The sequence below is a fragment of the Pseudomonas sp. KK18 genome, from assembly GCF_037094675.1.
Lineage (GTDB): Bacteria > Pseudomonadota > Gammaproteobacteria > Pseudomonadales > Pseudomonadaceae > Aquipseudomonas.
The window spans coordinates 6522596-6537762 of the sequence record NZ_CP146605.1 but is presented as its reverse complement, the minus strand read 5'-3'; the positions used below and the strand labels follow the sequence as shown (position 1 = coordinate 6537762).

The 15167-nt window shown below is 56.0% G+C and carries 11 protein-coding genes, 4 tRNA genes and 1 rRNA gene; all 16 read left to right on the top strand.

Annotation, left to right across the window (positions count from 1 at the left end; genetic code table 11):
• Positions 1-45: 45 nt before the first annotated feature.
• The 16 genes from rrf (at position 46) to rpoC (ending at position 15050) form a co-directional block, all read left to right on the top strand.
• Positions 46-161: ribosomal RNA gene (gene rrf, locus V6607_RS29775) — 5S ribosomal RNA — on the top strand.
• A gap of 168 nt (positions 162-329) precedes the next feature.
• Positions 330-1289 (top strand): bifunctional biotin--[acetyl-CoA-carboxylase] ligase/biotin operon repressor BirA, encoded by a 960-nt coding sequence (gene birA / locus V6607_RS29770; protein ID WP_177055545.1) that lies wholly within the window; start codon positions 330-332, stop codon positions 1287-1289.
• On the top strand, positions 1279-2028 hold the full coding sequence (locus V6607_RS29765; RefSeq protein ID WP_338742488.1) for a pantothenate kinase: 750 nt from the start codon (positions 1279-1281) through the stop codon (positions 2026-2028). Before birA ends, V6607_RS29765 begins: the two co-directional genes overlap by 11 nt.
• A gap of 7 nt (positions 2029-2035) precedes the next feature.
• Positions 2036-2482 carry a hypothetical protein gene (locus V6607_RS29760; protein WP_087692334.1) on the top strand — a complete coding sequence of 149 codons (447 nt, stop codon included), beginning with the start codon at positions 2036-2038 and terminating at the stop codon, positions 2480-2482.
• 143 nt (positions 2483-2625) lie between these two features.
• A tRNA-Tyr gene (locus tag V6607_RS29755) sits at positions 2626-2710 on the top strand.
• 23 nt (positions 2711-2733) lie between these two features.
• Positions 2734-2807: transfer RNA gene (locus tag V6607_RS29750), tRNA-Gly, on the top strand.
• Positions 2808-2833: 26 nt separating this feature from the next.
• Positions 2834-2909, top strand: a tRNA-Thr gene (locus V6607_RS29745).
• Between the two features lie 163 nt (positions 2910-3072).
• Positions 3073-3148: transfer RNA gene (locus V6607_RS29740), tRNA-Trp, on the top strand.
• 45 nt (positions 3149-3193) lie between these two features.
• A complete protein-coding gene (gene secE / locus V6607_RS29735) occupies positions 3194-3562 on the top strand; it encodes a preprotein translocase subunit SecE (RefSeq protein WP_003210099.1) in 369 nt (122 codons plus the stop codon).
• Positions 3563-3571: 9 nt separating this feature from the next.
• Positions 3572-4105 (top strand): transcription termination/antitermination protein NusG, encoded by a 534-nt coding sequence (gene nusG / locus V6607_RS29730; protein WP_003176436.1) that lies wholly within the window; start codon positions 3572-3574, stop codon positions 4103-4105.
• A 117-nt stretch (positions 4106-4222) separates the two neighbouring features.
• Positions 4223-4654 carry a 50S ribosomal protein L11 gene (rplK, locus tag V6607_RS29725; protein WP_003210097.1) on the top strand — a complete coding sequence of 144 codons (432 nt, stop codon included), beginning with the start codon at positions 4223-4225 and terminating at the stop codon, positions 4652-4654.
• Positions 4654-5349, top strand: coding sequence for a 50S ribosomal protein L1 (gene rplA, locus V6607_RS29720; protein WP_003176434.1), 696 nt, complete (start codon positions 4654-4656; stop codon positions 5347-5349). The genes rplK and rplA overlap by 1 nt, the downstream gene beginning before the upstream one ends.
• Positions 5350-5547: 198 nt before the next feature.
• A complete protein-coding gene (gene rplJ / locus V6607_RS29715; protein WP_003210095.1) occupies positions 5548-6048 on the top strand; it encodes a 50S ribosomal protein L10 in 501 nt (166 codons plus the stop codon).
• Between the two features lie 78 nt (positions 6049-6126).
• Positions 6127-6492 (top strand): 50S ribosomal protein L7/L12, encoded by a 366-nt coding sequence (rplL, locus tag V6607_RS29710; RefSeq protein WP_003210093.1) that lies wholly within the window; start codon positions 6127-6129, stop codon positions 6490-6492.
• A 220-nt stretch (positions 6493-6712) separates the two neighbouring features.
• Positions 6713-10786 (top strand): DNA-directed RNA polymerase subunit beta, encoded by a 4074-nt coding sequence (gene rpoB, locus V6607_RS29705; RefSeq protein WP_008436421.1) that lies wholly within the window; start codon positions 6713-6715, stop codon positions 10784-10786.
• Between the two features lie 64 nt (positions 10787-10850).
• Complete coding sequence (rpoC, locus tag V6607_RS29700) at positions 10851-15050, top strand: DNA-directed RNA polymerase subunit beta' (RefSeq protein WP_003210090.1); 4200 nt, start codon at positions 10851-10853, stop codon at positions 15048-15050.
• Positions 15051-15167: the final 117 nt, after the last annotated feature.

Sequence of the window (15167 nt, the reverse complement as noted above, 5' to 3'; positions counted from 1 at the left end):
TTTGCTGAAGCGAGGCCAGCTGGCCACGACTCAGTACCCGAATTTCTTGACGACCATAGAGCATTGGAACCACCTGATCCCATCCCGAACTCAGCAGTGAAACGATGCATCGCCGATGGTAGTGTGGGGTTTCCCCATGTGAGAGTAGGTCATCGTCAAGATTAAATTCCAGAACCCCTGATTGCTTATGCAGTCAGGGGTTTTGTTTTGGGCGGCCGGAAAATTTGGGCGGTCGAATTTCAAGCATCTTCAATGCTAACGTCCTGCCTTTCTATGCAATGGCCTAATGCATGGCTATCATGCGTGCCTCATTGTGAGGCGAGACCTGCATGCTGACGTTGTTGAAACTTCTAAAAGATGGCCGATTCCACTCCGGGGAGGCGCTCGGTGCTGCCTTGGGTGTCAGTCGCAGTGCTGTATGGAAGCAGCTTCAGCATCTCGAGGCGGAATTGGGTCTACCTATCCATAAAGTGCGCGGCAGGGGGTATCAGCTGGCTGCGCCCCTGATACTGTTAAGTGCCGATGAAATAGCTCGGCATGTACCTGTTCCTGCATGGCCTGTTCATATCTCTGACTCCATTGACTCTACCAATGCCGAGGCATTGCGGCTGATTGAATCGGGTCGCACTGCGCCATTTCTTGTGCTTTCAGAACAGCAAACTGCAGGCAGGGGAAGGCGCGGACGAAAGTGGGTCAGTCCTTTCGCTCAAAACGTCTACTACAGCCTTGTGATGCGGATCGAAGGCGGCATGCGTCAGTTGGAAGGGCTAAGCCTGGTGGTCGGACTTGCAGTTATGCAGGCGCTGCGCGACGCGGGTGTTCGTGGTGCAGGGTTGAAGTGGCCAAATGACGTTTTGGTCGGGCAGAAAAAGATCGCCGGAATTCTCCTGGAACTGGTCGGGGATCCCGCTGACGTCTGTCACGTCGTTATTGGTATCGGCATCAACGTGAACATGCAGAAGGCGGATGAGGTCGATCAGCAATGGAGCTCCGTACAGTTGGAGAGCGGCAGTGCTGTTGATCGCAACTACCTGGTAGCGCGTCTTGGAGTGCAGCTGCAGGCTTATCTTGAGCGTCACCAGGCATCTGGCTTTTCGGCAATCCAGGGTGAGTGGGAGCAAAGCCATTTATGGCAGGGCCGGCCTGTATCGCTCATCGCGGGCGTGAACCGGATTGACGGCGTGGTGCTGGGGGTCGATGGGCAAGGTGCATTGCGGTTGAGCGTGGATGGTGTTGAGAAAGTATATAGCGGTGGTGAGCTAAGCCTGAGGTTGCGTGATGATTCTTGAGCTCGACTGTGGGAATAGCTTTATCAAATGGCGGGTACTTGAGTCGGATAAGGCTCGTATCTTTGCCGAAGGTGTCGTTGGGTCGGATGCCTCGCTGATCGACAGCCTGTTCGCGCTCACGGGGCTCGCGTTAAAAGACTGCCGGCTGGTGAGTGTTCGCGCTTCGGATGAGACAAGTCAACTGGTCGCTACCCTGGTCGAGGCATTTGGCGTCAAGGTGCTGTGTGCTGCTTCGGCGAGGCAGATGGGTGGGGTGCGGAACGGGTACGAAGATTTCGAGCGCCTGGGACTGGATCGTTGGCTCGCGATGCTGGGTGGGTTTCAGCTGGCGTCGGGCGCGTGCCTGGTGCTCGATTTTGGCACCGCCGCAACAGCAGACTTCATTTCCGCAGACGGTGAGCATCTCGGCGGTTTCATTTGTCCGGGGATGCCGCTGATGCGTAATCAGCTTCGAACACATACCCGCAAAATACGCTATGACGATATCGCCGCTGAACGGGCTCTTGAGGCGCTGTCTCCAGGGCGCACAACTGTGGAGGCGGTAGAGCGCGGCTGTACGCTCATGCTGAGGAGCTTTGTGTTGACCCAGCTGGAGTTGGCTCGAAGCTATTGGGGGAGCGATTTTACCGTCTTCCTTACCGGTGGGGACGCTGAGCTCGTGGCTGACGCTGTGCCTCACGGTAGGCTTGTCCCTGATCTGGTTTTTGTTGGCTTGGCGATGGCGTGCCCTTTGTCCTGAGGTTTTTATGCGTTGGCTGTTTCTGCTTTTGCTGGTCCTCAATGTCTTCTATTACATCTGGCATCAGCAGGAGGCCCCTCTGCGCGCTAAAGATGTCACGCCTTTGGCTCTCTATCGTGGTTCTCAGCAAGATATCCGCCTGTTGAGCGAATCGGCTGATGCGATGGTTCGGCGAGACAGGGCAAAAGCGCCTGATGCGCAGGCGACGTGCTTGTATATCGGCGGTTTGCCTGATCAGAAAGAGGCTCAGTCCGTTGAGCAGCGCCTCACCAGCCTGGATATCAAGGTCAGGCTGCAGTCTCTGAACCTGCCTGATGCGTCGGGATACTGGCTGCGAGTGGCCCCTGAAAGCAGGCGTCTGGCCGATGATCTGCCCTTTGAAAACCTTGCTAATGAATTCAATGAGTTAAAACATAAAATAATGCCGTGCGAAGGCATTGCAACCTTCGAATAGTTTGCATAGAATGGCGCCCGCTTCGCAGTGAAGACCTTCTAGGTCGACAGGGTGAAGTGAAGGTCAACGCAGCTAACCTCATATTTTTTAATGAGAAAATGCTTGACAGAAGGCTGGCATGATGTAGAATGCCGGCTCGCTTAGGAGGGGTTCCCGAGCGGCCAAAGGGATCAGACTGTAAATCTGACGTCTACGACTTCGAAGGTTCGAATCCTTCCCCCTCCACCATTTTAGCGTGAGCTGCAAGCTCCGCGGGTATAGTTTAGTGGTAGAACCTCAGCCTTCCAAGCTGATGATGCGGGTTCGATTCCCGCTACCCGCTCCAAGTTTGCAGGTTGTGCAAGTTGTTTCGCTCTTGTAGCTCAGTTGGTAGAGCACACCCTTGGTAAGGGTGAGGTCAGCGGTTCAAATCCGCTCAAGAGCTCCATATAACAAGGCAGATATGAAAATATCTGCCTTTGTTTTAACAGCTACCTCCGGTTGAATATGCCCTCTCTCGCTGTTTTGTTTGGGTGGGTTTCAGGTCTGCAGGGGTTTGTTGTTGTAAAGTCTTTTTCAGATCGGCATAATTGTCGGCCTGATTTTGTTTTAGGTCAGTAGCTCAATTGGCAGAGCGACGGTCTCCAAAACCGTAGGTTGGGGGTTCGATTCCCTCCTGACCTGCCAGATTCACTTGGTGTGTCTGGCTTTCTTTTCACAGGATCTTCATAGATGACTCCTAAGGCTGAAGCTCAAGGCTCTCGCTTCGATCTGCTCAAGTGGCTTGTAGTAGTCGCTGTTGTGGTTGTAGGCGTTGTTGGCAACCAGTACTACTCTGGGTCGCCAATCCTGTACCGTGTCCTCGCATTGCTCGCCCTTGCTGCTGTTGCTGCCTTTGTTGGCCTGCAGACTGCAAAAGGCAAGTCGTTTGCGGTCCTGGTGAAGGAAGCTCGTACCGAGATCCGTAAAGTCGTTTGGCCGACTCGCCAAGAAACCACGCAGACCACGTTGATCGTGGTAGCTGTTGTTCTGGTTATGGCGTTGCTGTTGTGGGGGCTTGATTCCCTGCTCGGCTGGCTTGTTTCCTTGATTGTTGGCTAAGGGTGTCCCGTGGCTAAGCGTTGGTACGTTGTGCATGCTTACTCGGGTTACGAGAAGCATGTCATGCGCTCTTTGCTAGAGCGCGTAAAGCTGGCAGGCATGGAAGATGGCTTCGGCGAAATTCTGGTTCCCACTGAAGAAGTGGTTGAAATGCGTAATGGCCAGAAACGCAAAAGCGAACGTAAGTTCTTCCCTGGCTACGTGCTGGTTCAAATGGACATGAATGAGGGTACTTGGCACTTGGTCAAGGACACTCCTCGCGTCATGGGTTTCATCGGCGGTACCGCTGATAAGCCTGCTCCGATCACTGACAAAGAAGCAGAAGCAATTCTGCGTCGCGTTGCTGATGGTAGCGACAAGCCCAAGCCGAAGACGTTGTTCGAGCCGGGTGAGGTTGTTCGTGTCACAGATGGTCCGTTCGCTGATTTTAACGGCACCGTCGAAGAAGTTAACTACGAAAAGAGCCGGATCCAAGTGGCAGTGCTCATTTTCGGTCGCTCTACTCCGGTAGAGCTAGAGTTCAGCCAGGTCGAAAAAGTCTAGCTGAGCAAGCATCCCAACCCCGCAGCCTTAGGCTGTGGGGTTTTGTCGTCACTGGGATAAACGCGCAAGTAACCGGGGAGCCTTTCGAGGCGTTCGAACCCGTAATTGGAGTGCCTCATGGCCAAGAAGATTACCGCTTACATCAAGCTGCAAGTGAAGGCCGCTCAGGCCAACCCAAGCCCACCTGTTGGTCCAGCTCTGGGTCAGCACGGCGTGAACATCATGGAATTCTGCAAGGCCTTCAACGCCCGTACTCAGGGTATTGAGCCAGGTCTGCCGACTCCAGTGATCATCACTGTATACAGCGACCGTAGCTTCACCTTCGAAACCAAGTCGACCCCGGCTTCGGTTCTGTTGAAGAAAGCTGCTGGTCTGACTAGCGGTTCCGCTCGTCCTAACACCGTTAAGGTTGGCACCGTGACCCGTGCTCAGCTGGAAGAAATCGCGAAAACCAAAAACGCGGATCTGACTGCAGCTGATATGGATGCAGCCGTGCGTACCATCGCCGGTTCTGCTCGTAGCATGGGCCTTAACGTGGAGGGTGTGTAATGGCTAAGCTGACCAAGCGCCAAAAGGCTATCGCCGGCAAAATCGAAGCGGGCAAGTCCTACAACTTTGTAGACGCTGCTGCTCTGCTGACCGAGCTGTCGACTGTCAAGTTCAGCGAGTCTGTTGACGTTGCTGTAAACCTGGGCGTTGACCCACGTAAATCCGACCAGGTCGTTCGTAGCGCTACTGTGCTGCCACACGGTACTGGCAAGACTGTACGTGTAGCTGTCTTCACCCAAGGCCCAGCAGCTGAAGCTGCTCTGGCCGCCGGCGCCGATCGCGTTGGCATGGACGACCTGGCTGCCGAAATGAAAGGCGGCGACCTGAACTATGACGTCGTAATTGCTTCCCCGGATGCAATGCGCGTTGTAGGTCAGTTGGGTCAGATCCTCGGTCCACGTGGCCTGATGCCTAACCCTAAAGTCGGCACCGTGACTCCAGACGTAGCTACCGCGGTTAAAAACGCCAAAGCTGGTCAGGTTCGTTATCGCACCGACAAAAACGGCATCATTCACACCTCCGTTGGCAAAGTCGGCTTTGATGCCGTCAAGCTGAAGGAAAACGTTGAAGCCCTGATCGCTGATCTGAAGCGTATCAAGCCAGCTTCCTCGAAAGGTATCTACGTCAAGCGCGTTACCCTGAGCACCACTATGGGCCCAGGTCTGGTCATCGACCAAGGCTCGCTGGACGTATAAGACACAAATTGGCGCAAGTAATTGCGCCAATTGAAAGATTGGGGTCCCTGCCTGGCGGGGGCTATCCAAGACCGTAGGCGACGCAAGTCTTAAACCACAAGCCTACGCAGATGGTGCTCCCGGTTCCTTACCGAATCAGACACCAAAACGACATCCGGCCCAGGCCAGATGAAACGGTAACAAGCAGGAGTTAAACCCGTGGCAATTAATCTCGAAGACAAGAAGGCCATCGTCGCTGAAGTCAACGAGGCTGCCAAAGCTGCTCTGTCCGCTGTCGTGGCTGATGCCCGTGGTGTGACAGTAAGCGCTATGACCGGACTCCGTAAAGAGGCTCGTGAAGCTGGCGTATACGTACGTGTTGTACGTAACACCCTGCTCAAGCGCGCTGTTGCTGACACTGAATACAGTGTCCTCAACGACGTGTTCACTGGCCCGACCCTGATTGCGTTCTCCAAGGAACATCCTGGCGCTGCTGCCCGTTTGTTCAAGGAATTCGCCAAGGGTCAGGATAAGTTCGAGATCAAGGCAGCTGCGTTCGAGGGCAAGTTCCTCGCAGCTAACCAAATCGACGTACTGGCAACACTGCCGACCCGTAACGAAGCTATTTCTCAGCTGATGAGCGTGATTCAAGGCGCTACCAGCAAGTTGGCTCGTACTCTGGCCGCAGTTCGCGAGCAAAAAGAAGCTGCCGCAGCCTAAGGCTGAGCATCTCCTCTCGCGTATTTTTGTTTATTTCGATGGCCGCGTAGGCCGTCCCCCAATTCAGGAATTACAGCAATGTCTATCTCCCAAGACGATATCCTCAACGCCGTAGCTGAAATGTCGGTTCTGCAGGTTGTTGAGCTGATCAAAGCTTTCGAAGAAAAATTCGGTGTTTCCGCTGCCGCTGCTTCGGCTGGCCCAGCTGTTGCCGCTGTTGCTGCTGAAGAGCAAACCGAATTCAACGTCATGCTGCTGGAAGCTGGCGAGAAGAAAGTAAACGTGATCAAGGCAGTACGTGAACTGACCGGTCTGGGCCTGAAAGAAGCCAAGGCAGTAGTTGACGGCGCCCCTGCCCAGGTTCTGGAAGCAGTGTCGAAAGACGCAGCTGACAAAGCTAAAGCAGTGCTGGAAGAAGCAGGCGCTAAAGTCGAGCTGAAGTAAGCATCGACCTTGCGTCTCCAGCCCAAGCGTTAAGCTGAAGGCTGATGGCTGGTGGCTCTTGCCACCGGCCTTTTTCCGTTATTGGCAATCGACTCGGTCGTCGCCTATAACGCGCTGTAACCACCCGATGCGGTGGCGCAAACCATGGGGTTTGCAAGATTTTCTGGCTGCTCCCGTCGGGAGGGGCCAAACAAGCAGGTGACCAAGCTGGGGAACGCTGATGGCTTACTCATATACTGAGAAAAAACGTATCCGCAAGGACTTTAGCAAGTTGCCGGACGTCATGGATGTCCCGTACCTTCTGGCTATCCAGCTGGATTCGTATCGTGAATTCTTGCAGGCGGGAGCGACCAAAGATCAGTTCCGCGACGTGGGCCTGCATGCGGCCTTCAAATCCGTTTTCCCGATCATCAGCTACTCCGGCAATGCTGCGCTGGAGTACGTCGGTTATCGCCTGGGCGAACCGGCATTTGATGTCAAAGAATGCGTGTTGCGCGGTGTTACGTACGCCGTACCTTTGCGGGTAAAAGTCCGTCTGATCATCTTCGACAAAGAGTCGTCGAACAAAGCGATCAAGGACATCAAAGAGCAAGAAGTCTACATGGGTGAAATCCCCCTGATGACTGAGAACGGTACCTTCGTTATCAACGGTACCGAGCGCGTTATCGTTTCCCAGCTGCACCGTTCCCCGGGCGTGTTCTTCGACCACGACCGCGGCAAGACGCACAGCTCCGGCAAGCTCCTGTACTCCGCGCGGATCATTCCGTACCGCGGTTCGTGGTTGGACTTCGAGTTCGACCCGAAAGACTGCGTGTTCGTGCGTATCGACCGTCGTCGCAAGCTGCCGGCCTCGGTACTGCTGCGCGCGCTCGGCTATACCACTGAGCAAGTGCTGGACGCTTTCTACACCACTAACGTATTCCACCTGAGCGGCGAAACCCTCAGCCTGGAACTGGTGCCTCAGCGCCTGCGTGGTGAGATTGCCGTTCTGGACATCCAGGACGACAAAGGCAAGGTCATCGTTGAAGCCGGCCGCCGTATTACCGCGCGCCACATCAACCAGATCGAAAAAGCCGGTATCAAGACGCTGGAAGTGCCTCTGGACTACGTCCTGGGTCGCACCACCGCCAAGGTCATCGTGCACCCGGCCACCGGCGAAATCCTGGCTGAATGCAACACCGAGCTGAACACCGAGATCCTGGCGAAAATCGCCAAGTCCCAGGTTGTTCGCATCGAGACCCTGTACACCAACGACATCGACTGCGGCCCGTTCGTCTCCGACACCCTGAAGATCGACTCCACCAGCAACCAATTGGAAGCGCTGGTCGAGATCTATCGCATGATGCGTCCTGGCGAGCCACCAACCAAAGACGCTGCCGAGACCCTGTTCAACAACCTGTTCTTCAGCCCTGAGCGCTATGACCTGTCTGCGGTCGGCCGGATGAAGTTCAACCGTCGTATCGGTCGTACCGAGATCGAAGGTTCGGGCGTGCTGTGCAAGGAAGACATCGTCGCGGTACTGAAGACCCTGGTCGACATCCGTAACGGCAAAGGCATCGTCGATGACATCGACCACCTGGGTAACCGTCGTGTTCGCTGCGTAGGCGAAATGGCCGAGAACCAGTTCCGCGTTGGCCTGGTACGTGTTGAGCGTGCGGTCAAAGAGCGTCTGTCGATGGCCGAAAGCGAAGGCCTGATGCCGCAAGACCTGATCAACGCCAAGCCAGTGGCTGCGGCGGTGAAAGAGTTCTTCGGTTCCAGCCAGCTCTCGCAGTTCATGGACCAGAACAACCCGCTCTCTGAGATCACCCACAAGCGCCGTGTTTCCGCACTGGGCCCGGGCGGTCTGACTCGTGAGCGTGCAGGCTTTGAAGTTCGTGACGTACACCCGACTCACTACGGTCGTGTATGCCCGATTGAAACGCCGGAAGGTCCGAACATCGGCCTGATCAACTCCCTGGCTGCCTATGCGCGCACCAACCAGTACGGCTTCCTCGAGAGCCCGTACCGCGTGGTGAAAGACGCACTGGTCACCGACGAGATCGTGTTCCTGTCCGCCATCGAAGAAGCTGATCACGTGATCGCTCAGGCTTCGGCCACGATGAACGACAAGAAAATGCTGATCGACGAGCTGGTAGCGGTTCGTCACTTGAACGAGTTCACCGTCAAGGCGCCGGAAGACGTCACCTTGATGGACGTATCGCCGAAGCAGGTAGTTTCGGTTGCAGCGTCGCTGATCCCGTTCCTGGAACACGATGACGCCAACCGTGCGTTGATGGGTTCCAACATGCAGCGTCAAGCTGTACCGACCCTGCGCGCCGACAAGCCGCTGGTAGGTACCGGCATGGAGCGTAACGTAGCCCGTGACTCCGGCGTTTGCGTCGTGGCTCGTCGTGGCGGCGTGATCGACTCCGTTGATGCCAGCCGTATCGTGGTTCGTGTTGCCGATGACGAAGTTGAAACTGGCGAAGCCGGTGTCGACATCTACAACCTGACCAAATACACCCGCTCCAACCAGAACACCTGCATCAACCAGCGTCCGCTGGTCAGCAAGGGTGATCGGGTTCAGCGCAGCGACATCATGGCAGACGGTCCGTCCACCGATATGGGTGAGCTGGCACTGGGTCAGAACATGCGCATCGCGTTCATGGCCTGGAACGGTTACAACTTCGAAGACTCCATCTGCCTGTCCGAGCGTGTGGTTCAGGAAGATCGCTTTACCACGATCCACATTCAGGAACTGACCTGTGTGGCGCGTGACACCAAGCTTGGGCCAGAGGAAATCACTGCAGACATCCCGAACGTGGGTGAAGCTGCACTGAACAAGCTGGACGAAGCCGGTATCGTTTACGTAGGTGCTGAAGTTGGCGCAGGCGACATTCTGGTAGGTAAGGTCACTCCGAAAGGCGAGACCCAACTGACTCCGGAAGAGAAGCTGTTGCGTGCCATCTTCGGTGAAAAAGCCAGCGACGTTAAAGACACTTCCCTGCGTGTACCTACCGGTACCAAGGGTACTGTCATCGACGTACAGGTCTTCACCCGTGACGGCGTTGAGCGTGATGCTCGTGCGCTGTCCATCGAGAAGACCCAACTCGACGAGATCCGCAAGGATCTGAACGAAGAGTTCCGTATCGTTGAAGGCGCGACCTTCGAACGTCTGCGTTCCGCCCTGGTAGGCCACAAGGCTGAAGGCGGCGCAGGTCTGAAGAAAGGTCAGGACATCACCGACGAAGTACTCGACGGTCTTGAGCACGGCCAGTGGTTCAAACTGCGCATGGCTGAAGATGCTCTGAACGAGCAGCTCGAGAAGGCCCAGGCCTACATCGTCGATCGTCGCCGTCTGCTGGACGACAAGTTCGAAGACAAGAAGCGCAAACTGCAGCAGGGCGATGACCTGGCTCCAGGCGTGCTGAAAATCGTCAAGGTTTACCTGGCAATCCGTCGCCGCATCCAGCCGGGCGACAAGATGGCCGGTCGTCACGGTAACAAAGGTGTGGTCTCCGTGATCATGCCGGTTGAAGACATGCCGCACGATGCCAATGGCACCCCGGTCGATGTCGTCCTCAACCCGTTGGGCGTACCTTCGCGTATGAACGTTGGTCAGATCCTTGAAACCCACCTGGGCCTCGCGGCCAAAGGTCTGGGCGAGAAGATCAACCGTATGATCGAAGAGCAGCGCAAGGTTGCAGACCTGCGCAAGTTCCTGCACGAGATCTACAACGAGATCGGCGGTCGCAACGAAGAGCTGGACACCTTCTCCGACCAGGAAATCCTGGATCTGGCGAAGAACCTGCGCGGCGGCGTTCCAATGGCTACCCCGGTGTTCGACGGTGCCAAGGAAAGCGAAATCAAGGCCATGCTGAAACTGGCAGACCTGCCAGAAAGCGGCCAGATGCAGCTGTTCGACGGCCGTACCGGCAACAAGTTTGAGCGCCCGGTTACTGTTGGCTACATGTACATGCTGAAGCTGAACCACTTGGTAGACGACAAGATGCACGCTCGTTCTACCGGTTCGTACAGCCTGGTTACCCAGCAGCCGCTGGGTGGTAAGGCTCAGTTCGGTGGTCAGCGTTTCGGGGAGATGGAGGTCTGGGCACTGGAAGCATACGGTGCTGCTTACACTCTGCAAGAAATGCTCACAGTGAAGTCGGACGATGTGAACGGTCGGACCAAGATGTACAAAAACATCGTGGACGGCGATCACCGTATGGAGCCGGGCATGCCCGAGTCTTTCAACGTGTTGATCAAAGAAATTCGTTCCCTCGGCATCGATATCGATCTGGAAACCGAATAACACGTGACGCGAATCGAGAGCGGGGCTGTTTAGCCCGCTCTCTGCTCCGCCAGGAGGAAAGGCCTTGAAAGACCTACTGAATTTGCTGAAAAACCAGGGTCAAGTCGAAGAGTTCGACGCCATCCGTATTGGGTTGGCATCGCCTGAGATGATCCGTTCGTGGTCGTTCGGTGAAGTTAAAAAGCCGGAAACCATCAACTACCGTACGTTCAAACCAGAGCGTGACGGCCTGTTCTGCGCCAAGATCTTTGGCCCGGTAAAGGATTACGAGTGCCTGTGCGGTAAGTACAAGCGCTTGAAGCACCGTGGTGTGATCTGCGAGAAGTGCGGCGTTGAAGTTGCACTGGCCAAGGTTCGTCGTGAGCGCATGGCGCACATCGAGCTGGCTTCGCCGGTTGCCCACATCTGGTTCCTGAAATCACTGCCGTCCCGTATCGGCTTGCTGATGGACATGACCCTGCGTGATATCGAACGCGTTCTCTACTTCGAGAGCTATGTCGTTATCGATCCAGGCATGACCACCCTTGAAAAGGGTCAGCTGCTGAACGACGAGCAGTACTTCGAAGCGCTGGAAGAGTTCGGCGACGATTTCGATGCCCGCATGGGTGCCGAAGCTGTCCGCGAACTGCTGCACGCTATCGACCTGGAACACGAGATTGGCCGTCTGCGTGAAGAAATTCCGCAAACCAACTCCGAAACCAAGATCAAGAAACTGTCCAAGCGTCTGAAGTTGATGGAAGCCTTCCAGGGTTCCGGCAACTTGCCAGAGTGGATGGTGCTGACCGTTCTGCCGGTTCTGCCGCCAGACCTGCGTCCGCTGGTACCGTTGGATGGTGGTCGCTTCGCGACTTCCGACCTCAACGACCTGTACCGTCGCGTGATCAACCGTAACAACCGCTTGAAGCGTCTGCTCGACCTGTCCGCTCCGGACATCATCGTGCGCAACGAAAAGCGTATGTTGCAGGAAGCTGTCGATGCCCTGCTCGACAACGGTCGTCGTGGCCGCGCTATCACCGGTTCGAACAAGCGTCCTCTGAAATCCCTGGCTGACATGATCAAGGGTAAGCAGGGTCGTTTCCGTCAGAACTTGCTCGGTAAGCGTGTTGACTACTCCGGTCGTTCGGTAATTACCGTAGGCCCGACCCTGCGTCTGCACCAGTGCGGTCTGCCGAAGAAGATGGCTCTCGAGCTGTTCAAGCCGTTCATTTTCGGCAAGCTGGAAATGCGTGGTCTCGCGACCACCATCAAAGCTGCCAAGAAAATGGTCGAGCGCGAGCTGCCAGAGGTTTGGGACGTTCTCGCTGAAGTGATCCGTGAACACCCGGTTCTCCTCAACCGTGCACCGACCCTTCACCGTCTGGGTATCCAGGCGTTTGAACCGGTACTGATCGAAGGTAAGGCTATCCAGCTGCACCCGCTGGTCTGTGCTGCGTACAACGCCGACTTCGACGGCGACCAAATGGCCGTGCACGTACCGCTGACGCTGGAAGCCCAGCTGGAAGCGCGTGCGTTGATGATGTCGACCAACAACATTCTGTCGCCAGCCAACGGTGAGCCAATCATCGTTCCGTCGCAGGACGTTGTATTGGGTCTGTACTACATGACTCGTGAAGCGATCAACGCCAAGGGCGAAGGTCGTGTGTTCGCGGATCTGCAGGAAGTTGACCGTGTGTTCCGTGCCGGCGAAGCCGCACTGCACGCCAAGGTTAAAGTCCGCATCCACGAAACCATCAACGATCGTGACGGTGGCAGCGTCAAGAACACCCGTATCGTCGACACCACTGTCGGCCGTGCGCTGCTGTTCCAGGTTGTTCCACCTGGCCTGTCGTACGACGTGGTCAACCAGCCAATGAAGAAAAAGGCGATCTCCAAGCTGATCAACCAGTGCTACCGCGTGGTTGGTTTGAAAGAGACCGTTATCTTCGCTGACCAGTTGATGTACACCGGTTTTGCTTATTCGACCATTTCCGGCGTTTCCATCGGTGTTAACGACTTCGTTATCCCGGACGAGAAAGCCGCCATCATCGGTGCTGCCACCGATGAAGTGAAAGAGATCGAAAGCCAGTACGCCTCCGGCCTGGTAACCCAGGGCGAGAAGTACAACAAAGTGATCGACCTTTGGTCCAAGGCCAACGACGAAGTGTCGAAGGCGATGATGTCGAACCTCTCGAAAGAGCGTGTTATCGACCGTCATGGCGTGGAAGTCGATCAAGAGTCGTTCAACTCGATGTACATGATGGCCGACTCGGGCGCACGGGGTTCTGCTGCGCAGATCCGTCAGCTCGCCGGTATGCGTGGCCTGATGGCCAAGCCGGACGGTTCCATCATCGAAACGCCGATTACTGCGAACTTCCGTGAAGGTTTGAGCGTACTTCAGTACTTCATCTCGACTCACGGTGCTCGTAAAGGTCTGGCGGATACCGCGTTGAAAACCGCTAACTCCGGTTACCTGACTCGTCGTCTGGTAGACGTTGCGCAAGACTTGGTTGTGACTGAAGTTGACTGCGGCACCGAACACGGTCTGCTGATGACTCCGCACATCGAAGGCGGCGACGTTGTAGAACCGTTGGGTGAGCGCGTACTGGGTCGAGTAATCGCCCGTGACGTATTCAAGCCAGGTACCGAGGAAGTCATCGTTCCTGCCGGCACCCTGGTAGACGAGAAGTGGGTCGAGTTCATCGAACTCAACAGCATCGACGAAGTGATTGTTCGCTCGCCGATCAGCTGCGAAACCCGCTATGGCATTTGCGCCAAGTGCTACGGCCGTGACTTGGCTCGTGGTCACCAGGTGAACATCGGTGAAGCGGTCGGCGTTATCGCTGCCCAGTCCATCGGTGAGCCGGGTACCCAGCTGACCATGCGTACGTTCCACATCGGTGGTGCGGCAAGCCGGACCTCCGCAGCCGACAGCGTTCAGGTGAAGAATGGCGGTACCGTCCGTCTGCACAACCTGAAGCACGTTGAGCGAGTGGATGGCCACCTGGTTGCTGTGTCCCGTTCCGGTGAGCTGGCAATCGCTGATGACTACGGTCGTGAGCGCGAGCGTTACAAGCTGCCGTACGGTGCTGTGATTTCGGTTAAAGAAGGTGACAAGGTCGACGCTGGCGCAATCGTGGCCAAGTGGGATCCGCACACTCACCCAATCGTTACCGAAATGAAAGGTACCGTGACCTACGTGGGCATGGAAGAAGGCATCACGATCAAGCGTCAGACTGACGAATTGACCGGTATGACCAACATTGAAGTGCTCGACGCCAAAGACCGTCCAGCTGCAGGCAAAGATATCCGTCCTGCCGTGAAGATGGTTGATGACAACGGCAAGGATCTGTTGCTGCCAGGCACTGACGTTATCGCTCAGTACTTCCTGCCAGCCAACGCCCTGGTCGGTGTTGCGGATGGTGCGAAGATCGCGATCGGTGATGTTATCGCTCGTATCCCGCAAGAAACTTCGAAGACCCGTGACATCACCGGTGGTCTGCCGCGTGTTGCCGACTTGTTCGAAGCTCGTCGTCCGAAAGAAGCGTCGATTCTGGCTGAAGTCAGCGGCACCATCGCGTTCGGTAAAGAGACCAAGGGCAAGCGCCGCCTGGTTATCACCCCGAACGACGGTAGCGATCCGTACGAAGAGCTGATTCCGAAGTGGCGTCACCTGAACGTCTTCGAAGGCGAACAGGTAAACCGCGGCGAAGTTATCTCCGACGGCCCGAGCGATCCACACGACATCCTGCGTCTGCTGGGTGTGAGTGCGCTGGCCAAGTACATCGTTAACGAGATCCAGGACGTTTACCGTCTGCAAGGCGTGAAGATCAACGATAAGCACATCGAGACCATCCTGCGTCAGATGCTGCGTAAAGTTGAAATCGCTGAATCCGGCGATTCGAGTTTCATCAAGGGCGACCAGATGGAACTGACTCACGTACTGGTAGAGAACGAGCGCCTGGCGAACGACGAGAAATTCGTTTCCAAGTTCACTCGTGTGTTGCTGGGTATCACCAAGGCGTCGTTGTCCACTGAGTCGTTCATCTCGGCGGCCTCCTTCCAGGAGACCACTCGCGTACTGACCGAAGCAGCGGTAACCGGCAAGCGCGATTACCTGCGCGGCCTGAAAGAAAACGTGGTTGTGGGTCGTCTGATCCCGGCCGGTACCGGTTTGGCCTACCACAGCGAGCGTAAGCGTCGCCGTGAACTCGACAAGCCGTTGCGCGTAAGCGCCAGTGAAGTGGAAGCTGCACTGACCGAAGCGCTGAACTCAAGCGGTAACTGAGTTCTGCGGTAAATAAGACCGGGCCCTGGCAGCCCCGTTCGTCGGATCGAGACAGATTTGTCCCGGTTCGATGGAAGGGGAGGTCGGGGCCTTGCCTTGACTGGGGACAAGATCCTC

Coding starts and splice junctions, on each gene's coding strand:
- birA (WP_177055545.1), top strand. CDS start 330: ATGCTGACGTTGTTGAAACTTCTAAAAGATGGCCGATTCCACTCCGGG.
- V6607_RS29765 (WP_338742488.1), top strand. CDS start 1,279: ATGATTCTTGAGCTCGACTGTGGGAATAGCTTTATCAAATGGCGGGTA.
- V6607_RS29760 (WP_087692334.1), top strand. CDS start 2,036: ATGCGTTGGCTGTTTCTGCTTTTGCTGGTCCTCAATGTCTTCTATTAC.
- secE (WP_003210099.1), top strand. CDS start 3,194: ATGACTCCTAAGGCTGAAGCTCAAGGCTCTCGCTTCGATCTGCTCAAG.
- rplK (WP_003210097.1), top strand. CDS start 4,223: ATGGCCAAGAAGATTACCGCTTACATCAAGCTGCAAGTGAAGGCCGCT.
- rplA (WP_003176434.1), top strand. CDS start 4,654: ATGGCTAAGCTGACCAAGCGCCAAAAGGCTATCGCCGGCAAAATCGAA.
- rplL (WP_003210093.1), top strand. CDS start 6,127: ATGTCTATCTCCCAAGACGATATCCTCAACGCCGTAGCTGAAATGTCG.
- rpoB (WP_008436421.1), top strand. CDS start 6,713: ATGGCTTACTCATATACTGAGAAAAAACGTATCCGCAAGGACTTTAGC.